Here is a 21,209-nt window from a genome sequence, read left to right as displayed (position 1 = left end):
ACCCGGCTCAGGATGATGAGCCTGTAATTTCCGAGATCGTCTGTTCCATTGCCGCGAAGGCCGGCTTCCAGCCTTGCACCCTGTCTTCCCGATACAGACGCATTGACGGATACCAGAAGGTGCGGTCTCCGGTCAGCCCCCAGCGCCAGTCCGGCAGGGTCGGCAGCAGCACCAGAACCGGCACCCCCATCGCACCGGCAAGATGCGCGACCACATTATCAACAGTCACCACCAGATCGAGGCCGCTGATGATGTCTGCCGTATCCGCAAAATCCTTCACGCCCGGCATCGGATCAGTGACCTGCTCCCGAAGGGCGGGATGAGAGAACTGTCCCGGTGGCGTATCTTTCTGCAAATTTACCGGGCGGATATCCTGTCGGTGCAAAAGCGGCAGAAAATCTGCGAACGTTGAACTGCGGAGATGATTGTTGCGCGATAGCGGATTACCGGTCCATGAGAACCCGACCCTTAGCCTGTCCTCTTTATTTCGGTCCCGTGACCTGTCCCCTGATGCGGACAGATAGGGGGGCTTCGGATAGCTGTCCCGTTTCAGGTTCATCAGATGCGGCAGGCTGAGCAGTGGCGCCCAGCGATCAAAGTCCGGATAAGGCCCGCCATAGGGCACAAGCCCGTCGATACCCGGCACATCCCTGAACAGCCGGATCAGGGGCCGTGGTACTTCCACAAAGACCTGACGGAAGTATGATTTCGCCATTCCGGCGAAACGAATGAAATGAATACTGTCACCCAGTCCCTGCTCCGGGGTGATCAGCAAAGACCCGCCTCCGGTTTCTTCCTGCTGCCAGCGTGGCTGACGGAAATCCGGCGCCCGGGTTGTGAAGGCGCTGACTTTCCAGCGCCACTCATAGGCATCAAACGCCTGCTCTGTCTCACCTGAATGGAACAGGGCTGAGGCCAGATTATAATAGGCTTCCGGCAATCCGGGATTGAGCGCAATAGCCTGCCTCTGATATCCGGCTGCCGCCGCTGCATTGCCCAGCCCAAGCTGGATATTTCCGCGATTGACCAGACCGGGCAGGTTTTCCGGGTCGGCTTCCAGCAGCCGAGCGTAAGTTGCATCCGCCTCCTCCCGCAAGCCAAGCCCGGCATACAGCGAACCCAGAGCCTGCAGAATATCCGGCCGGCTTCCCGCAAATTGTCTGGCCTGCTGACAAGCCGCAACGGCGCCTGCCCGGTCCCCGGATCGCTGGCAATACTGTGCCCGGACAATCCATGCCTGCGGATCAACCGGATCGCGTGACAGCATTTTCCGGGCGACCAGTTCCGCCTGCCAGTTCCTTCCGGCAGAGAGATGGCTGATTGCCTGCTGATAAAGGGTGTCGTCTGTCATTACGCGCATGTCTCCGGTCAGGGAGGAGGCTGCAGGCTGACGGTCCGTCCGGCAACAAATTTCAACAGCGTCATTTTTTGTCACAAAGCTGTAACGCCCCGTCTGTAGGAAGGCAGCGTTCGCCGCACATATTTCACCGCGGTGTCCGAAATTTGGAACCAACTCGGAGAGTCCCCAGTGTTCAAGAAAACCCTCGCATTTGCGATTACGGCAGTTGTCGCAACCACCATGGCCCAGTCGGCCTCAGCCCGCGACCAGATCCGCATCGTCGGTTCGTCAACGGTTTTCCCGTTCTCCTCGGCTGTTGCTGAAGAATTCGGTCGCTCCACCTCCTTCAAGACCCCGGTTGTTGAAAGCACGGGTTCCGGTGGCGGTCTGAAACTGTTCTGCGCCGGTGTTGGCGTTGACCACCCGGACATCACCAACGCTTCCCGCCGCATCAAGTCTTCGGAAGTCGAGCTTTGCGCAAAGAATGGCGTCACCGAAATCACCGAAGTCAAGGTCGGCTTTGACGGTATCGTCTTCTCCAATTCGAAGAAATCCCCGCAGATGACCGTGACTCTTGAGCAGATCTTCCTCGCTCTCGCCCGCGAAGTTCCGGTTGATGGCAAGCTGGTCGCCAATCCGTACAAGATGTGGAACGAAATTGACCCGTCACTGCCGAAGAAGAAAATCGAGGTTCTCGGCCCGCCGCCGACGTCCGGCACCCGTGATGCATTCGTTGAGCTCGCCATGGAAGGCGGCGCGCATGCCAACAAGTTCATGAAGAGCCTCGACAAAAAAGCCTTTGGTGCCGCTGCCGGTTCGATCCGTGAAGATGGTGCCTATGTTGAAGCCGGCGAAAACGACAATCTGATCGTTCAGAAACTCGACGCCAATCCGGATGCCTTCGGTATCTTCGGCTTCTCCTTCCTTGACCAGAACGCTGACAAACTGCAGGGCAGCATTGTTGACGGTGTCGACCCGACCTTCGAGCTGATCGCCGATGGCTCCTACCCGGTATCCCGCTCGCTGTACTTCTATGTGAAGAAAGCTCATGTCGGTGTTGTTCCGGGTATTGCTGAATATCTGAGCGAATTCACCGCTGAAAAGGCATGGGGTCCGGAAGGTTATCTCGCAGACAAGGGCCTGATCCCGCTGCCGGACGCCGAACGCAAGAAAGTTGCCGCCGACGCCCGTGGCCTGGCCAACCTGAGCATGTAATCTGATCTTCAGGATCGGATGACGGGAACGCCCGCCGATTAAATCGGCGGGCGTTTTCTGTTTCGGGTTTTCTGGCTTTTTTGCGTGCAAGTCCTGAGATCAGCCGGATTCATACCGAAAGATCGCACTACAGGACCAAACCATATGCCGGACCTCTTGCCGGACATTCTGCTCGTCGAAGATACACTCTCGCTGTCGCGGGTGTATGCTGAATATCTGCGCGACGAGCCCGTCAATCTGCATACTGTCGCCACCGGTGCGGCAGCGCTGGAAGCCCTGCGCCGGTTGCATCCGTCGACGGTGCTTCTTGATCTCAAACTGCCGGATATGGATGGTCTGGATATCCTGCGCACCATCCGGCAGGAAGACCTCGCCGATACGGTGATCGTCATTACAGCGCACGGATCGGTCAATATCGCCGTCGAGGCCATGCAGGCCGGTGCGACCGACTTCCTCGTCAAACCTTTCACTGCCAACCGGCTGGTCGTCACCCTGCGGAACGCGATGGAGCAGGCGTCGTTGCGGACCATCGTCGCGACTTATCGCGATACATTTGATCGCCGTGAATATTGCCGCTTCATCGGCTCATCCCTGCCCATGCAGGCGGTCTACCGCATTATTGAAAGTGCTGCCTCGTCGAAGGCTACCGTCTTTGTGACCGGTGAATCCGGGACCGGCAAGGAACTGACTGCCGAGGCGGTCCACAACCGCTCACCACGGCATGCCCAGCCTCTGGTCGCCATCAATTGTGGTGCCATTCCCGGCGAGCTGATGGAAAGCGAAATTTTCGGTCATGTAAAAGGAGCCTTTACCGGAGCCGTAGCCAATCGTGACGGGGCCGCAACCCGGGCCGACAAGGGAACCCTGTTCCTTGATGAAATCTGCGAAATGCCAATGGCCCTCCAGACTAAGCTGCTGCGCTTCATACAGACCGGGCGATTTCAGAAGGTTGGCGGTGGTGCGGATGAAAGTGTGGATGTCCGTTTCGTCTGTGCGACCAACCGCGATCCCTGGGAAGAGGTGATGGCCGGCCGGTTTCGCGAAGACCTGTATTACCGGCTGCATGTGATCCCCGTATTGTTACCACCACTCCGGGATCGCGACAGTGATGTCCTCGACATTGCCGATCATGTCCTTGCGCGGATCTGCAAGGAAGAAGGGAAAAGCTTCACCGGTTTCGACGAACCTGCCCGTCAGGCACTGCAACAATATGACTGGCCGGGTAATGTGCGTGAGCTGGAAAACACCCTGCGCAATGTTGTTGTTCTGAACGACGGTGAACGGGTCAGCATGACAATGCTGCCGGAAAGAATTGCAGCGGCCATCGACACCAATCAGGACCGGCGACAACGCATGATGCGACGGGCCACAGATACCGGACAGCGAACAGAAGACGCCGCCACAGGCCCGATTGAACCGCTGCGTCTTGTCGAACGACGGGTCATTGAAGCCGCCATTTCACAGATGGACGGAAATATACCGAAAGCGGCAGAGGCTCTGGATGTCAGTCCGTCGACGCTATACCGGAAACTGGCTGTCTGGCAGGAAACTAAACGAAGTGCAGCCACGCCGGAAACCTGAAACGGGTTTCAGTTTTTCCCGTCAAGAACCGACTGCGCCTCATCAATCGAAGCCTCGGTGACAGACTGGAAATCCAGTGTCAGCTGCCGGGCACGATCCTTGTCATCCTTCAGACAGCAGAATTCGATTTCCCGTGCGATCTCAGCGAGGCCGACAAGCCCAAACGTACCGCAGACACTTTTCAGGGAATGCGCCCGGTCTGCCATCACGGCCATATCAACCGGCTGGTTATCCTGATCCGTTAAACCGTGATTTCTGACTTCTGCAAAAAAATCTGCGTACAGACTGTCCGCAGCCCCGGCAGAAACATTCTGCCGGACATCCTCAATCATTGCCGCATCAACCAGCCCCGACGGATGGTCAGGAGTCATAGGCGACCAGCGCCTCGAACGGGACATCCAGCCGGTCACGGCCATTCAGGAAAGTCAGTTCGATCAGACAGGCCGCCCCGACAACATCGGCACCAACCTTGCGCAGCAGATCAATGGACGCCTGCAACGTGCCGCCAGTGGCCAGCAGATCATCCAGCACCACCACCCGCTGACCGGGCTTGATGGCATCTTCCTGAATCTCCACCGTATCCGTGCCGTATTCGAGTTCATATTCGAACGGGATGGTCTTGCCGGGAAGCTTGCCCTGTTTGCGGACCATCACAAATCCGCTGCCCAGCTTCAGCGCCAGAGGGGCAGCAACCAGGAATCCCCGGCTTTCAATGCCGACCAGCAGGTCAGGCTGAAACCCCCGGACAATCCTGGCCAGACGACCAAGGGCAACCTGCCAGGCATCGGCGTCGGCCAGCAGGGTGGAAATGTCATAGAAAAGAATGCCGGGCTTCGGAAAGTCGGGCACGCTGCGGATGTGGTCCTTGATATCCATAATCTGGGTTCTGCCGGGTAATTTCGATGCGCGACTTTAGCCAGCCCGCGCGGTGCGATCAACGCGTCATAGGCAATCCGGTTGTGCCAATCCACAGATTCCCGATAAGCTTCCCGCAGCATCTTGAAGGAAACCGGCCATGGATCATGTCTTTCATCGCAGTACCAGAGGGGTCATGCCACAGGCTGTCCGGGGTGATGGTATCGAACTGATCGACGCCACCGGAAAGCGGTATATTGATGCCAGCGGCGGGGCGGCCGTGTCCTGTCTTGGCCATTCCAGCGAGGCCGTACGTCAGGCCATGCATGAACAGCTGGATCAGCTGGCCTTTGCCCATAGCGGCTTTTTTACCAATCAGCCGATGGAGCAGCTCGCCGACTTTCTGACCCAACAGGCAGGGGGTGATCTGGACCGGGTCTATTTTGTCAGTGGCGGGTCCGAGGCTGTCGAGACCGCCCTGAAAATGGCCCGACAGTATTTTGTTGAAATTGGCCAGCCACAGCGCCGCCATTATATCGCCCGGCGTCAGAGCTATCACGGCAACACGCTCGGCGCGCTGTCTGCGGGCGGGAATATGTGGCGACGTCAGCAATTTGAACCGGTCCTGCTGCCCGTCACGTCCCATATTGCCCCCTGCCATGCCTGGCGCTGGAAGGAAGCCGGGGAAACCGATGAGGCCTATGGCCTGCGCGTGGCAGGAGAGCTGGAAGAAACCATCCTGAAACTGGGAGAAGATCAGGTCGCTGCCTTCGTGGCAGAGCCTGTTGTCGGTGCGACCATGGGGGCTGTACCCGCAGTTGAAGGGTATTTCCGGCGCATCCGGGAAATCTGCGACAAATACGGGGTTCTGCTGATTCTGGACGAAGTGATGTGCGGGATGGGCCGGACCGGCGATCTGTTTGCCTTTCATCAGGAGGGGATTCTGCCCGACATGGTCGCCATCGCCAAAGGTCTGGGGGCCGGATACCAGCCGATTGGCGCGACGATTGTCCGGAAGAAAATCTATGATGCCTTTGTCAACGGGTCGGGCTTCTTCCAGCATGGCCATACCTATATGGGGCACGCCCTGGCCTGTGCAGCCTCCCTTGCCGTGCAGAAGGAAATACAGGACCGGGATCTGCTGACCAATGTCACAGCCATGGGTGACCGGCTGGATGCCCTGCTGCAGGACCGTTTCGGCAATCATCCGAATATCGGCGATATTCGCGGACGAGGGCTGTTTCGCGGACTGGAACTGGTTGCCGACCGGGCCAGCAAGGAACCGCTGGACCCGGCAGCTTCCGTAAACGGGAAGATCAAGACAGAGGCCATGAAGCGCGGTCTGATGTGCTATCCCGGCGGGGGTACGGTCGACGGACGGACCGGCGATCATATCCTGCTGGCCCCACCCTTCATCGTTACGGAACAGGATCTGTCCGCCATCGTTGAAAGACTGGGTGATGCGGTCGATGCGGTTCTGCCCGGCAGCCGGTAATCTGGCTGGAAACGTGATTTCTTGCCATGGCTAGGCAAGCTGGTACACTTTTCTTCTGACGGTATTTCCGTCGACAAACGAACGCGGATTGCAGAAGACGGGCGGATAAACCAGCCAGTCCAGTCAGCCGATGTTCGAATAACAGGGGGTTTTGCTTGAGCGATAACACGCTCCAGAAACAATTCCGAAAATCTCTGATCCGGTGCCTTCTGCTCCGGACCAGAAAACCGGATGCGCTGAACGACAGTGCGTTCGTGCGGTCGCATCATGACCGGCTCTGATGATCGCCAGAAAACCGGCACCGTCAGGGCGAACCTATGCAAACAGTCACATACGAAAACAGGAGGGGGTTCATGATCCTCAAAAAAACACTCATTGCTACCGTCGCCGTTGCAGGCCTGTCGCTTGCCGCGACCGGCGCGTCAGCACAACAGACTTTCATTTCCATCGGTACCGGCGGTGTCACCGGCGTGTATTACCCGACCGGTGGTGCAATCTGCCGTCTGGTCAATGCAGGCCGCAAGGAACACGGCATTCGTTGTTCCGCTGAATCGACCGGTGGTTCTGCCTATAACATCAACACCATCAAGGCAGGCGAGCTGGAATTCGGCGTCGCCCAGTCAGACGTGCAGTACCATGCTTACAATGGTACCGGCGCTTTCCAGGAAGCCGGGGCATACAAGGACCTGCGGTCCATGTTCTCCGTTCATGCCGAGCCGATCACCGTGGTTGCCCGTCGGGAAGCCGGTGTGAAAAGCTTTGAAGACCTGAAGGGCAAGCGCGTCAATATCGGCAACCCCGGTTCCGGCGTCCGCGCCACCTGGGAAGTTCTGGAAGCCGAATATGGCTGGAAGCGCGACGACCTGAAGCTGGCCTCAGAAATGAAGTCGGCTGAACTGGGTCAGGCACTCTGCGACAACAAGATCGACGCTTACTTCATGACGGTCGGCCACCCCGCTTCGATGGTTCAGGAAACCGTGTCTTCCTGTGATGCAAACATCGTTGCCGTAACCGGCGATATTCCGAGCAAGCTGGTCGGTGCCAATCCTTACTACCGTTTTGCGGATATCCCCGGCGGCATGTATGCCGGCAACCCGGACGACACCAAGACCTTCGGTGTCGGTGCAACCTTCGTTTCATCATCAGCCGTATCCGATGAAATTGCCTATGTGGTTGCCAAGGCGGTCATGTCGAACCTCGACGATTTCCGCAAACTGCATCCGGCTTTCGCCAATCTGAAAGCTGAACAGATGGTCAAGGATGGCCTCACTGCCCCGCTGCATCCGGGCGCAGAGAAAGCCTATAAGGAACTCGGCCTGATCAAGTAAGGCTGATTACCGGGTCGACGGGGGTGCCGCCTGGTGCCCCCGTCATCCGCCCGACTCGTTCAGACATAGGCAAAACCAGGCACTTCAAGGGGGAAGATCATGGCGGATACGAACAAAAAAGGCGGGGCGGCAATCGATGATATCGATCTCGATGATCTCGTAGCCTCGTCGGATACAGGAGCACGGGCACCGACCGGTTTCGTCGGCAAGCTGATAGCCGGAATTGCACTGACCTGGTCGCTGTTTCAGCTCTATATTGCCTCGGACGTACCCTTCTTGCTGGCGGAAGTATTCGGCAATGTCGTGCTGTTCCCCTCGGATCAGGCACGCGCCATTCATCTTGCTTTTGCCCTGGTTCTGGCCGCACTGGCCTATCCCCTTTTCAAAGGCTCTCCCCGCGATCGCGTCCCCTTTTATGACTGGGGCCTGGCGCTGATCGGGGCCGCCTGCTGTCTCTATCTCGTTTTCTTCAAGGGATCGATATCGACGCGACCGGGTCTGCCGATCACGGCCGATATTGTCGTTTCCGTTCTCGGCATGATCACCGTGCTGATTGCAACGTTCCGGTCACTTGGCCTGCCACTGGTTATCGTGGCGTCGGTTTTCCTGATTTATGTCTTTTTCGGTCACCAGCCCTTCATGCCGGAAGTCATCCAGTGGAGAGGTGCCTCGCTGGACAAGGCGATGTGGCATTTCTGGATGCAGACTGAAGGCGTCTTTGGTGTCGCCCTCGGCGTCTCGACCTCGATGGTCTTCCTGTTCGTCCTGTTCGGCTCCCTGCTCGACAAGGCCGGTGCCGGCAACTATTTCATCAAGCTGGCTTTCGCCATGCTCGGCCATCTGCGGGGCGGTCCGGCCAAGGCGGCTGTTGTGTCTTCTGCCATGACCGGCCTGATTTCCGGCTCCTCCATCGCCAATGTGGTGACCACCGGCACCTTCACCATTCCGCTGATGAAACGTGTCGGCTTCTCGGCAGAGAAAGCCGGATCGGTTGAAGTCGCCTCCTCGGTGAATGGCCAGATCATGCCGCCAGTCATGGGGGCTGCGGCCTTCCTGATGACCGAATATGTCGGCATCAGTTATCTCGAAGTCGTCAAGCATGCGCTGCTGCCGGCGGTCATCTCCTATATCGCGCTGTTCTACATCGTCCATCTGGAAGCCCTGAAAGCGAATATGAAGGGCCTGCCGAAACCGGGTGTTGCCAAGACCCTGATCCAGAAGCTGACGGGTATCATCCTGGGTTTCGTGATTACCGGCGCTCTTGCCATGGGGATCTATTACGGTCTCGGCTGGACCAAGGATGTCTTTGGTCAGGCAACCATCTATGCGGTGGCCGTCCTGTTCGTTGTTGCTTATCTCGGCCTGCTCTATGTGTCGGCCCGCGCACCGGATTTGGAAGAAGATGATCCGAATGCCGAGGTCGTCTCGCTGCCGGAGACCGGCCCGACATCCCGTGCAGGTTTCTACTTCCTGCTGCCGATTCTGGTGCTGATCTGGTGCCTGATGATCGAACGTCTGTCACCGGGTCTGGCCGCTTTCTGGGCCACCATCGGTATGATCTTCATCCAGCTGACCCAGCATCCGCTGAAAGCCATGATGCGGGCACGGGGTGATCTCGGCGCCTCATTCCGGCAGGGCTGGAACGAGGTTATCGACGGCATGATTGCCGGTGCCCGGAACATGATCGGGATTGCCGTGGCGACCGGTGCTGCCGGCATCATTGTCGGCACCATCTCGCTGACCGGTGCACATCAGATCGTCGGTGAGTTCATCGAATTCCTGTCCGGCGGCAACCTGATCTTCATGCTGATACTGGTGGCGATCTTCTCGCTGATCCTGGGCATGGGTCTGCCGACAACGGCAAACTACATTGTCGTCTCCTCACTGATGGCCGGTGTCATCGTTGAGGTTGGTGCCTCAAACGGGCTGATCGTCCCCCTGATCGCGGTGCATCTGTTCGTCTTCTACTTCGGCATCATGGCGGATGTGACACCCCCTGTGGGACTGGCATCCTTTGCAGCGGCGGCCGTTGCCCATGCGGACCCGATCAAGACCGGGTTCACGGCGTTCTTCTATTCGCTGCGAACCGTTGCCCTGCCCTTCCTGTTCATCTTCAACACGGACCTGCTGCTGATTGACGTCGGCTGGGTACAGGCCGGGTTTGTCTTTGTGGTGGCAACCATAGCCATGCTGCTGTTCGCTGCGGGGACACAGGGCTACTTCTTTGCCCGCTCGAAATTGTGGGAATCGGCCCTGCTTCTGATCATCGCCTTCACCCTGTTCCGGCCCGGCTTCTGGCTGGATATCGTCGAAGAGCCTTATCAGAAGGTCGATCCGGCAACCATTGTGCAACTGGCAGAATCCTCTCCGGCGGATGGCGCCATCCGGGCCACCCTTGAAGGTGAGGAACTGGGATCCGGCAAGATTGTCGAGAAAACAGTCAGCCTGCCGCTGGGTCCGGCCGGACCGGGTGCTGAACGTCTGGCCAAAGCCGCCGGGATCGAAGTAATCACGACTGACGGCAAGACCATGGTCGATAACGTGACCTTCGGCGGCTATGCCGAGCAACAGGGCATTGACCTGGACTGGGTCATCAAGAAAGTCGAAGTCGAGTCAGAACGGATGCCAAAGGAAGTTTTCTACATTCCGGCACTCATCCTGCTGGCGGGGCTGATCATGATCCAGCGCCGTCGCCGTGAGGGTGAACCCGCCTGATCCGGTTATCTGAACCACAAACACGAAAGGCGGTGCCCCCCGGGCACCGCCTTTTTCTTTACCCGGTTACGTCAGAACCTTAAAACGGTGCTTACTTCACCTGTTCCAGCATATAAGCCAGCAGGTCATCGCGCTCAGACTCTTTCCTCAGACCGGCAAATGCCATGCGGGTGGCGGCTTTTTTCTTGTCAATAAAGCTGCCGATATATCCTTTCGGGTCGGCCATGTAATCAACAAAGCCCTGTTCATTCCAGACCAGTCCGGCTTCACCTGCGGCGACCATATCCTTGGAATATTTGAAACCTTCGACAACACCGGCTTTTCGCCCGAACAGCCCGGCCAGCGTCGGTCCCGGCTTTCTCTGTTCAGCATCAAACGAATGACAGGCAGCGCATTTCTTGAAGACGGTCTTGCCCTTGGCCGCATCACCGGCAGCCTGTGCGGCACCGGCAAACATCCCGGCAGCCAGCAGAACGGTGGTCGCGGCTACAGTCAGTTTCATCACGGAAATTCTCCTCATCACCTGCAGTTAATACCCATGACCCTGATTTAGCGACGAGGCGTAGTGATGTACAGGGGCGAATATCTGCCCTGCATCAATTGGAGACATAGAATGATCATCTCCAAAAATATCATTTCTATTAATATAATGATTTCTAATATCGATTTTGATAATGTTTGTTTTCAGGTGATAAAGGTCATCCCCTTACCGGAGATAATTCATGACCTCAGTATCCGTTCTCGCCCGTGAAACCCGTGTTCTGGTCTTTGATCAATACGGCACCATCGTCGATATGCAGAAAGGCCTCACTGAAATCGCCACGCCGTTTCTGAAGAAAAAAGGCTGGGATGGTGAAGCCCATCGTTTTGTGACCTGGTGGCGACGCACCCATTTTGAAAATTCAATGATCGACGCGCTTGGCGATCGCGGCCATACCCCCTACCGCGAGATCGGCCACCGCGCTGTCAGTTTTGTCATGGACCGTTGCGGCATCAGCTACACACAGGACGAAGTTCGCTGGCTGGTCGGCGAGATTGAAAAACTGAAACCCTTTCCGGATGTGCTGACGGCACTGGCCCGCCTGCGCGAGGCTGGCTACAAGCTCGCCATTCTGTCGAATGGTGACCGCGACATGCTGGAAGCCGCAAAGCCGCATATCGGTTTCCCCTTCGACCATGTAATTTCGGTTCAGGAATCCGGCTATTTCAAACCGCACTGGAAAACCTATGCGACGGCGGCCGAAATCATCGGTGAAGACCGCTCGAACTGCCTGTTCGTTGCCAATCACGCCTTTGACTGCATCGGGGCGAAATGCTGGGGTATGCGCGCCGCCTTCATTGACCGCCGCAAACGGCCCTTTGGCGAAACCCCGCACCAGCCGGACCTCATCACTTCAGACTTCACGGAACTGGCGGCGGCCCTGACCGAATGACCGGATGAATCTGCGCCGTGTTGACCTGAACCTGCTGGTCGCCTTTGACGCCCTGATGCGAACCCGCCATGTCGGGCGCGCGGGCGACCTGCTTGGTCTTGGCCAGCCGGCAATGAGTGCGGCTCTCAGCCGGCTGCGTTATCTGTTTGGCGATGACCTGCTGGTCCGCCAGGGCGGCGGCATGGCAGCGACGGAACGCGCGACCCAGCTGGCACCTGAGGTCAGCCGGCTGCTGAAGGAAATCAACCGCCTGATCGAGGAACCACAGGGGTTTGACCCTGCCGCCAGCCAGATGACCTTCCGCCTGCGGCTGTCTGACCTGCTGTCTGCCCTCATCCTGCCGAAACTGCTTCAGCATCTGGCGGAAACAGCACCAGGCATCAGCCTCGAAGTTGTCCATCTGTCGCCGGAAGCTACCGTCGATGCACTGGAACGGGGGGATATTGACCTCGCGGTTTCAACCGGCCTGTCAGCACCGAAGTCGATCCGGCAGGCAATCCTGTTCGTTGACCGGCTGGTTTGCCTGACCCGTGCCGAAGCGGCCCTGGATAACACCACACTGACAGCCGCGACATTTGCCTCCCTGCCGCAGATCCGGGTCTCACAAAGCCCGCTGGATGATCGCTTTATCGACCGCCAACTGGCCGCCGCCGGCCTGAAACGCCGGATCGTGCTGACCCTGCCGCACTGGCTTGCCCTGCCGGAAATCATTGAACAGACCGAACTGCTGGCGGTCGTTCCCGAAAGCATCGCAACCCGCCTTGTTACAGGACGCAATCTGACGTTCTCCCCTTCTCCGCTGACAGAATCCGGTTTTGACTGGTCCCTGTACTGGCATCGGCGTACAGACAATGATGCAGCCCATGTCTGGTTGCGGAAAATCATTGAGGAGATTGCCTGATGGCAAAGCCTGCCCCGGCCAGACCGGATCTTATCCTGTTGCCCGGATTCATGTGTGATGATGATTTGTGGAGCGATATCCTGCCGGGACTGGCAGATATTGGTGACTGCCGGTTTGGTGATCTGTCAGCATCCGGCGACCTCGACCAGATGGCGCAGACTCTTGCCGCCAGCCTGACCGGCCCGACGCTGGCCATCGGTTTCTCCATGGGTGGATTTGCCGCCCGGAAACTGGCGCTGCTGGCCCCTGACCTTATACAGGGGCTGGTCATCATCAACTCATCTGCCCGTGGTGACACGGATGTCCGGCGCGAGCGTAACCGGGTCGCGCTGGCGGCTCAGGAAACCCGGACCTACAGGGGGATTTCGCGCAAGGCCCTGTCCCGTGCCCTGCATCCGGATATCGAGACAAACAAGGTACTTATCGAGCGCCTGCATGCCATGTCGATACGTCTGGGACGGCAGGCTTTCCTCAACCAGCTGTCAATCCGGCGCACAGATGAACGCCCGACACTCGGCAACATCTCCTGCCCGACGCTGGTCGTAACCGGCGATCAGGACCGTCTGCGCGGCATCGAGGAAGCCGAGGAGCTGCGCGACGGCATCCCGAATGCCACCCTCACCATCATCCCGGATTGCGGCCATATGACCCCCGTGGAACAACCCGCCGCCCTGCTGAAGGCGATTCGTGACTGGCACGCGACGATAGCCTGAGCGACAGAGACAACCCGTCAGACATGAAAAAGCCCTCATCCCGAACTTGTTTCAGGATGAGGGCTTTTTATTCAGTCAGATAACGAGTCTGGCTCAGATCTCGCCTTTGACCCAGTCAAACAGCTGGCTTTTCGGCAGCGCGCCGACCTTGGTTGCGGCAACATCGCCACCCTTGAACAGCATCAGGGTCGGGATGCCGCGGACGCCGTACTTGGACGGGGTCATCGGGTTGTCATCAATATTGACCTTCGCAACCGTTACCTTGTCACCAAGTTCGGCAGCGAGTTCTTCCAGAGCCGGGCCGATCTGCTTGCAGGGGCCACACCATTCTGCCCAGAAATCGACCAGAACCGGGTGGTCGGATTTGAGAACGTCTTCATCGAAGCTTTCGTCGGAAACTGCCTTGGTGCTCATATTTCATCATCCTTGTCGTGGGGCCGCCCGATCATCGGCGGCGCAGGGGTGGGTTCATTTGCCCGATATCTGGGACCGGAACGGCGACACGTCAAGGCGCGGCACGTTCCATCGACTCAACGGGGAGTCTCATCAGAATTGGTCCGTCCGTCCATAACAAAGCGCAATCAACTGTTTTTCCCGGATAAATCGTCATCAGCAAACGCCGGTAGAGCGCCATCTGCCGGAGATAGATCATCGGCACGTCGGCGGCGTCTGTCGGTGGCGGGCGGTTGGTCTTGTAATCCACCACCAGCACCCGGTCATCGATGATCACAATCCTGTCAATCTGGCCGGAGACAACACGCGGACCGGCCTGCGTCTGTACCGTCCCGACAATCGGAGCCTCGGCGACCGCAGCCCCGGTGAACAGATCAGCAAAATCCGGTCTGCTCATGACCGCCAGCGTTTCCGTCAGAATGGCTTCCTGCTGGCTTTCACTCAGCCGGTGGCCCGGTTGCGCCAGATAGGCCGCCCCCACATCACCGCGACGGGCCGGGTCAATATCCGGCAGGCTTTGCAGCATCCGGTGAACCAGCTTGCCACGCAGGAAGCGGTCCCGGTTATCCCCGTCCGTCAGCGGTGAGCGGACCGGCGGGTCTTCCTCATCCGGGCGCGACGGACTTAGCGGGTCAGACGGCTCCGGATCTATCGGGGCAGACCGCAGCGCCCAGTCCGGCAATGGCAGAATACGGGTTTCGGTCAGATCATGCTGTTCGGTCGAGGGCTCCCGTGTCTGGTCGTTTTCCAGCCGCAATATCGGAGTTTCAAACCGGGCATCCGTAATCTCCGCGGCGTTACCTTCGAGACCATTCAGGATCAGATTGTACCAGCAGCCCTCCGGCTCTTTCTGCCGGTTCTTCCAGCCGCAGATATACAGCCTGTCCTCAGCCCGGGTCATCGCGACATAGAGCAGCCGCCGATATTCCGCATCCCGCATCACCTTGCCAAGTTCCTTGCGGCGCTTCACCTCGGCGCTGTCCAGCGGGGCCTGCGGCGACCAGAGGGGCATGCCCCCACCCTCTTTATCCGGATCCCACTGAATCAGGGCACCCCGTGACGGCGCCTGCAGGGTGTCCGGGAGATAGACCACCGGCGCCTGAAGACCCTTCGCGCCATGCACAGTCATAATCCGCACGGTGTCGCTTTCACCGGACTCCGGGTCACGTTTGATCTCGACATCGCCGGTTTCGAACCAGTGCAGGAAACCCTGCAGGGACGGCGTGTTGCTGCGTTCAAAATTAAGACAGAGATTGATGAATTCGTTGATCGGGTCTGCACAATCCTGACCCAGCCGCCCGAGGAATTTTTTGCGCCCCCCGTCGCCATCCAGTACCCGTTCATACAGCTCGAAGGGGCGGATATAATCTGCCTGTGCCAGCAGATCGTGCAGCCAGCGGGTCGCGGCGACCGCATTCGGCAGCGAAGAATCACGCAGGGCATCCCACAGCCGTGCCGGGCGATTCCAGGCCACCCCGAACAACTCGTCTTCCGTCAGACCGATCAGCGGGCTTTTCAGCAGGCAGGCAAGATTCAGGTCATCTTCCGGCAGCAACAGAAACCGGCCCAGAGCGACCAGATCCATAACCGCAATCTGTTCCTTCAGAATCATCCGGTCGACCCCGGCGATCTCCACATCCCGCGCCTTCAGCGCCCGCACCAGATGTTCCACGAACAGACCACGGGTTCTGACAAGCACAAGAAAATCGGACGCGCGGAGCGGCCGCCCGCGACTGGCCAGCATCTCGCCACGGGTAATCCGTCCGGCAATATCATCGGCAATCAGGCCCGCCACCCGCGCCGGGGCACTTTCACCCAGCTGAGCCTCCAGCGGCGGCTTCCAGGCCGGGGGATCATCAGTGACATCCGGCTCGACCGGCGGCCAGAGTTCAACCAGCCCGGCATGACCGCTGCGCCAGGCATAATGACGAATTTCACTCTCACCAATGGCCACGCCATCACTGACAGCGGGACTGGCGAAGGTATGGTCAACCGCCGCCAGTACCGAAGTGGTGGAGCGAAATGACATCTGCAGCGGCACTTCTGCCCAGTTACGCTCTGCCGCTGTTGCCTTGGTCTTGAACCGCTCCCGCATCCGGACGAATTCTCGCGGATCAGCCCGCTGGAAGCTGTAGATCGACTGCTTGCCGTCACCCACCGCAAAAACCGTCGGCGGGCGCTCATGCGCCGATTCTCCGACAAAAAATTCACCGGTCAGGCGTTCGATCACTTCCCACTGTTCCGGGTTGGTATCCTGTGCCTCATCAACGAGAACATGATCGATACCGCGATCCAGCTTGAACAGAACCCAGCCGACATTGCCTTCAACCGCCAGCAGATCGCGGGTTTTCAGAATCAGATCATCATAATCCAGCACATTGCGCAGCGCCTTCATGCGGGCATAGCGGGTGCTGAGACGGTCAGCCAGCGTCAGCAGGGACAGCGTCGCCTCGGCGACGGTCAGCGCCTTGCGGGCTTCCAGAAAAGCCTCACAGCGAACAGCCTCGACATAAAGGATATCTCCTGTACCCGGTGCCAGGGTCTCAACGGCCTTGGTACAGAGCTTTGCCCGAATCTCGTCCTTGCCGGTAAGATAGATACCCAGATAATCGTCAGTCATCGACCGCCGGGCAACGGGGTCGGCAGACAACCAGCGGGCCAGAACAGGCTGGTTTTTCTGATCCGTCTTGCCACCCTGATCCAGCACATCCAGTGCCCGGCGTAACCCCGCATCATCAAAACTGGCGCTGGCGCAGAACTGTTGTTCCAGCCCTTCCGACGTCGTAGCAGGGTCAAGACCGAGAACATCACAGACCGCATCATGCAGCGATGTCGCATCAGCATGGCGTTCGAGTATCCGGGCTATCCGTCCCCGTTCACCCATCAGGGCCGAGATCAGATCAGGAAATGTCGTCTCATGGGTGCGGCGGGTCAGCACCGCCATGGCCTCACCCAGCACCGGGTCGCCACCGGAACCGGCCAGCGCGATCAGATCATCAATGGCAGATTTCAGCAGCACCCGGGCATCACGTTCATCCAGCACGACAAAATTCGGGCTGATCCCGGCTTCCAGCGGAAACCGCTGCAACACGGACTGGCAGAAAGCGTGAACCGTCTGGATTTTCATACCGCCCGGCGTATCCAGCACCGTTGCAAACAGGCGGCGGGCGCGAATCTGTTCGGCGTCCGTCGGCGCACGACCAAGGAGTTTTGTCAGGTCAGCAATCAGCGCCGCATTGTCCGGCAGCGTCGACCATTTGCCGAGCTGAGCCGAGATGCGGTTCGACATTTCCGCCGCTGCCGCCTTGGTAAAGGTAATGCAGAGCACCCGTTCCGGGGCAGAACCTGTCAGCAACAGGGTCAGCACCCGGTCGGTCAGAACCTTGGTCTTGCCCGACCCGGCAGAGGCCGACACCCAGACCGACGCCCGGGGGTCCGCCGCCTTGCGCTGCTGTTCGTTCGGATTGGGGGCACCCGGTGGCAGAATGCTGTTCATTCACCGCCCCCATTGTCACTGACCGACCATTCCCTCACCCGCGACAGATGTTCATAGTCGCTGTATTTTGGCGCGAAGGCAGGATAGGGCCGGGCGATATAGGGCGTTTCCGGACGGGCAAATTCAGCAATCCGGTCGGTCAGACCCTCAAGAGCATCTGTCGCGAGATCACCCGCTGCTCCCTTCGCCACATCAATGATCTTTCCTGCCTCTTCACCGCCGGACACCCGCCAGTATTCAAGGTCGGTCACTTCCACCGGCCCGAGACCGGGAAATCCCCCGGCCCGGGCAATCGCAGCCTCCAGGGGTAGTTGTGGCGCAAACCCGGCTTCGACTTCCTTGCGGGGCGGCGGCGCACCGGTTTTGTAGTCGATAATGGTGGCCCCGCCACCGACCAGCCGGTCCAGCCGGTCTGCCGTGCAGGTCAGCAGAAACGTGCCCGCAGGCGACGCGATGGCCAATTCGCCCCGTAATTCCACCAGCGCATTTTCGATGCCGGTCCAGCGGCTCTGTTCGGTCAGGACAAACCATTCGGCAATCCGTTCGAACCGGGGTTGCCAGAATGCCATCACCGCAGGGCGCGCGGCCTGTGCGGCAAAGATATCCCGGCCGATCCGCAGCAACTGTTCGATTGCGTCCGGCGGAATATTGCCCTGATAAATCTTTGTGAACTGTTCCAGCGCCGCATGAATGGCAGTGCCGTAATCCGCCGCGCTCGGATCTTCCTCCAGCTCCGGCAAGGCCCGCAGACCCAGTATTTTCTCAGCATAAATCGCATAGGGATCGCGCATCCAGGTCTCAACCCGGGTGACGGACAACTGGGTCGGACGGGCTGCAACAGGCGGGCGCGGTGCCGGTGCCGTGACCGGCACTACCGCAAGGGGACGGTCCATGATGCGCAACCAGGCGAGGTAAGTTGCAGTCTGTCCCTTGATGGACAGTGCCATCTGTCCATCGCTGTCGTGGAAGCCATCCAGCAGATTGGTCAGCCGGTCGATCCAGCGCGACGCCACCGTCGGCGCACCGTCGCGGCGGTCGGCACGGGTCATGATAACATCAGGCTGACTTGCCAGCTGGGCAAAATCATGTGCGGCCAGCCCGACCCGGCGGTCCGCCGTGGGCAAACCGAAATCCCGCCGCATCGGGCGGCTCATCCAGGGATCGGCACGGTCTGCCGGAGGCCAGACCTGTTCATTAAGGCCACCCAGAATGACCTGATCGAACTGTTGCAGACGGGCTTCCATCGGACTCAGGATCGACAATCTGGGATGCTGCCCGAACCGCCGCCGGACAGTCGACCCGGCCAGCAAGACGGTCAGCAGTTCCGACCAGTCATCCGCCACGATCGGAGGAAGATCATCCGCCGCGTCACGCATATCCTCCAGAAAGGCCGAGGAGGCTTCACCATCATCACCCCGCCAGAGACGCGCCGCACCGGTTTCTTCATCTGTTGCTGCCAGTGCTTCCATCGCTGCGATATGGGCGGTCAGCATGGCGCTGATATCGCCACCGCCGGAGACCAGTGCCGCATATCCGCCCAGCGCCTGTTCCAGCCGGTCGATTATCTGTTCAATGCGCGCCCGTCGATCCGGCTTCAGCACCGAGGCCACCACGCGCAGGCCGTCAAAACCTTCTGCCGGGGCAGGGCCACGCAGGACCGCGACTTCCAGTGCCCGCACATCCCGCCGGAACCGTTCCGGTGACAGGCCGAGCGCCGACAGCGGATGCTTCAGCAGGGACAGCAGTGGCACCGGCGCAAAGGCAGCATCCGCCGCTTCTGCCAGCAACAGCAGAAAACTGCCGACCGGGGTCGATGCCAGCGGCTGCCCGGCAGAATCATCAACCTCCAGATCCCAGCGCTCCAGCAGACTGGAAACCCGTCGGGCCAGTGTACGGTCCGGCGTGACCAGCGCCACGGTGCGCGCCGGTGTCTCCAGCGCCTCACGCATCAGCAGGGCAATAACCCCTGCTTCTTCCTGCGGCGTCGGACAGGTCAGCAACTCAAAGCCCAGCAGGGCATCAGCCCGCGGTGGCTTCAGGTCCCGCCACCGTTCCGTCGTCTCTGCCGGGCGCAGTGCTTCACTGATCAGCCTGCGGCGGTCCATATCCGCTGCTTCCGCAACCGCACCGGGCCAGAGTTCTACCTGATCCGGGGCAACCCCCATATGATCGACCAGCCGCAACATACCGTACTGGGGATGGGTCTCACCCACCACACGGGCTTCTGCGGCCTCCATTTCACGGTCAAATCCCGGCAGCACCACCCGGCCCAGCGGCAGCCCGGCAATCACCCGCAGCAAATCCGCCGTCGCCGGTACCGACCCGGTCGAGCCGGCAGCAATCACCGGATAGGGTGGCGGGGTCGCCGCCCAGGCATTTGCCTGATTTTCAATGATCCGGTTCCGGCGAACCGCCCGGTCCAGCAAACCGCTGTCCTTCAGAATCTCCGGCCAGGAGGCGGTGACGATTTCGAGAAAAGTCAGGGTCTGCTGCCAGTGCCCGGCATAGCTGTCCGGCGCCAGTCCCGCGAGATTGGCAAAATCCAGCCGTTCCGTCTGTGTCTCGTCGAGCAGTCGCGCCAGTTCGCGGGCCAGTTCAACCGATTGCGCCGGTGTCTGCGGCCCGGTGCCCCGGCGTTCGGCAAAGGCCCGGATCAGCGTCGACAGAATCAGAATACGCCGCAGTTCGGCAATCGCCGGTGGCGCGGCCAGATCGCTCTCTCCGTCTACAGGAGCCGCATCCGATAACAGTGCCTCATCTTCATCCAGATCACCCAGCGGGGTCATCCGGGGTAACAGCATTGCCGTGCCGCCGCCAAGCCGCAGGAAGGCTTCCCGCAGGGAACGGCAGGCACGGCGCGTCGGCAGAAATATCCGGTAGCTGCTGAGGACAACCGGGTCACCCCCGGTTTCCTCCAGCACGGCGCTGGCAAGCAGATCAACAAAAGGCTGTCCCGCCGGGATTGTATAGAGACCGGGGCGGAACAGCTCCGTCATTTGCCGCTGGTCGGGGCGTTGTCGCCGAATCGCAGATTGGCATCTGCAAGCTGTTCGGGAGTGCCCACATGATGCCATTCACCGTCATGGACGATGCCATAAAGGCGCTCGTTCTCAATCACACGGTCGAACAGCAGGTTCATGGAAAACGGCCCGTCCGGTGTGTCGGCAAACAGGTCCGCCGTCAGAATTTGCACGCCGGTATAGACGAAAGGGGCGACCAGGGTTTCCTCGCGCCGGGCGATCTTGCCATACTCATCCATGGTGAAATCGCCGACACCTTCATAGCCCCAGGCCGCCGCGCCGGAATGCAGCATCAGCAATGCATCCATGATATCCGGATTCCATTCATCGGCCATCCGTTGCAGGGCCTCTGTCGGGCCATCCAGCCAGACCGTATCGGAATTGGCCGCGATGAACGGTCCGTCACCAAGCAGCGGCAAGGCCTGTTTGATCCCGCCCCCGGTTTCCATCAGCTCCGTTTCTTCGGAAAACAGAATCTCCACGTCCTTCCGTCCGGCAAGGTGATCGCGGATCATCTCTCCCTTATAGAACAGATTGACGACAACCCGCTCCACCCCCGCATCAATCATGCGGTCCAGCGCACGGTCCAGCATGGCACGGCCACCAACTTCGATCAGCGGCTTCGGGCGCTCGCTGGTCAGCGGCTGCATGCGTTTGCCGTAACC

Annotated in this window: 16 protein-coding genes; 8 read left to right on the top strand and 8 right to left on the bottom strand. The window is 59.4% G+C overall.

Going from position 1 to position 21,209, the window contains the following annotated elements:
• Positions 1 to 7: 7 nt before the first annotated feature.
• On the bottom strand, positions 8 to 1,360 hold the full coding sequence (locus GH722_08295; GenBank protein ID MRG71766.1) for a tetratricopeptide repeat protein: 1,353 nt from the start codon (positions 1,358 to 1,360) through the stop codon (positions 8 to 10).
• A 219-nt stretch (positions 1,361 to 1,579) separates the two neighbouring features.
• Between GH722_08295 and GH722_08290 the strand changes: the two genes are divergently transcribed.
• Both GH722_08290 and GH722_08285 read left to right on the top strand, forming a co-directional pair.
• Positions 1,580 to 2,554 (top strand): phosphate ABC transporter substrate-binding protein, encoded by a 975-nt coding sequence (locus GH722_08290; protein ID MRG71765.1) that lies wholly within the window; start codon positions 1,580 to 1,582, stop codon positions 2,552 to 2,554.
• 144 nt (positions 2,555 to 2,698) lie between these two features.
• Positions 2,699 to 4,135 (top strand): response regulator, encoded by a 1,437-nt coding sequence (locus GH722_08285; GenBank protein ID MRG71764.1) that lies wholly within the window; start codon positions 2,699 to 2,701, stop codon positions 4,133 to 4,135.
• Positions 4,136 to 4,143: 8 nt separating this feature from the next.
• Here GH722_08285 and GH722_08280 read toward each other — a convergent pair whose 3' ends face one another.
• Together GH722_08280 and GH722_08275 are read right to left on the bottom strand one after the other, a co-directional pair.
• Positions 4,144 to 4,551, bottom strand: a complete 408-nt coding sequence (locus GH722_08280; protein MRG71763.1) for a hypothetical protein — start codon at positions 4,549 to 4,551, stop codon at positions 4,144 to 4,146.
• Positions 4,496 to 5,011 (bottom strand): adenine phosphoribosyltransferase, encoded by a 516-nt coding sequence (locus tag GH722_08275; protein ID MRG71762.1) that lies wholly within the window; start codon positions 5,009 to 5,011, stop codon positions 4,496 to 4,498. The genes GH722_08280 and GH722_08275 overlap by 56 nt, the downstream gene beginning before the upstream one ends.
• 139 nt (positions 5,012 to 5,150) lie before the next feature.
• Between GH722_08275 and GH722_08270 the strand changes: the two genes are divergently transcribed.
• The 3 genes from GH722_08270 to GH722_08260 all read left to right on the top strand — a co-directional run bounded on the left by GH722_08270 (position 5,151) and on the right by GH722_08260 (position 10,528).
• Positions 5,151 to 6,485 (top strand): aspartate aminotransferase family protein, encoded by a 1,335-nt coding sequence (locus tag GH722_08270; protein MRG71761.1) that lies wholly within the window; start codon positions 5,151 to 5,153, stop codon positions 6,483 to 6,485.
• A gap of 353 nt (positions 6,486 to 6,838) precedes the next feature.
• Positions 6,839 to 7,813, top strand: a complete 975-nt coding sequence (locus tag GH722_08265; GenBank protein MRG71760.1) for a TAXI family TRAP transporter solute-binding subunit — start codon at positions 6,839 to 6,841, stop codon at positions 7,811 to 7,813.
• 99 nt (positions 7,814 to 7,912) lie between these two features.
• Positions 7,913 to 10,528 (top strand): TRAP transporter fused permease subunit, encoded by a 2,616-nt coding sequence (locus tag GH722_08260; protein MRG71759.1) that lies wholly within the window; start codon positions 7,913 to 7,915, stop codon positions 10,526 to 10,528.
• Between the two features lie 91 nt (positions 10,529 to 10,619).
• Here GH722_08260 and GH722_08255 read toward each other — a convergent pair whose 3' ends face one another.
• A complete protein-coding gene (locus GH722_08255) occupies positions 10,620 to 10,985 on the bottom strand; it encodes a c-type cytochrome (protein MRG71758.1) in 366 nt (121 codons plus the stop codon).
• 265 nt (positions 10,986 to 11,250) lie between these two features.
• On the opposite strand from GH722_08255, the gene GH722_08250 reads away from it, so the two are divergent.
• From GH722_08250 to GH722_08240, 3 genes are read left to right on the top strand one after another with little or no spacing between them, the layout of a single operon-like run.
• On the top strand, positions 11,251 to 11,961 hold the full coding sequence (locus GH722_08250; GenBank protein MRG71757.1) for a haloacid dehalogenase type II: 711 nt from the start codon (positions 11,251 to 11,253) through the stop codon (positions 11,959 to 11,961).
• Between the two features lie 4 nt (positions 11,962 to 11,965).
• Entirely contained in the window at positions 11,966 to 12,862 is an 897-nt protein-coding gene (locus tag GH722_08245; protein ID MRG71756.1) for a LysR family transcriptional regulator, read from the top strand.
• Positions 12,862 to 13,575, top strand: a complete 714-nt coding sequence (locus GH722_08240; protein MRG71755.1) for an alpha/beta fold hydrolase — start codon at positions 12,862 to 12,864, stop codon at positions 13,573 to 13,575. The genes GH722_08245 and GH722_08240 overlap by 1 nt, the downstream gene beginning before the upstream one ends.
• Before the next feature lie 93 nt (positions 13,576 to 13,668).
• On the opposite strand, the gene trxA is transcribed toward GH722_08240, so the two are convergent.
• The 4 genes from trxA to GH722_08220 all read right to left on the bottom strand — a co-directional run bounded on the left by trxA (position 13,669) and on the right by GH722_08220 (position 21,194).
• Positions 13,669 to 13,989 (bottom strand): thioredoxin TrxA, encoded by a 321-nt coding sequence (gene trxA, locus GH722_08235; GenBank protein MRG71754.1) that lies wholly within the window; start codon positions 13,987 to 13,989, stop codon positions 13,669 to 13,671.
• Positions 13,990 to 14,080: 91 nt separating this feature from the next.
• Positions 14,081 to 17,524 (bottom strand): double-strand break repair helicase AddA, encoded by a 3,444-nt coding sequence (gene addA / locus GH722_08230; GenBank protein MRG71753.1) that lies wholly within the window; start codon positions 17,522 to 17,524, stop codon positions 14,081 to 14,083.
• Positions 17,521 to 20,520 carry a double-strand break repair protein AddB gene (gene addB, locus GH722_08225; protein MRG71752.1) on the bottom strand — a complete coding sequence of 1,000 codons (3,000 nt, stop codon included), beginning with the start codon at positions 20,518 to 20,520 and terminating at the stop codon, positions 17,521 to 17,523. Before addB ends, addA begins: the two co-directional genes overlap by 4 nt.
• Entirely contained in the window at positions 20,517 to 21,194 is a 678-nt protein-coding gene (locus tag GH722_08220; GenBank protein MRG71751.1) for an NTP transferase domain-containing protein, read from the bottom strand. The genes addB and GH722_08220 overlap by 4 nt, the downstream gene beginning before the upstream one ends.
• Between the last annotated feature and the right edge of the window lie 15 nt (positions 21,195 to 21,209).

It is taken from the genome of Alphaproteobacteria bacterium HT1-32, from assembly GCA_009649675.1.
In the GTDB taxonomy this organism is placed as follows: domain Bacteria; phylum Pseudomonadota; class Alphaproteobacteria; order Rhodospirillales; family HT1-32; genus HT1-32.
Note: the sequence above shows the minus strand (reverse complement) of the source record. Positions and strands in the feature narration are given on the sequence as shown.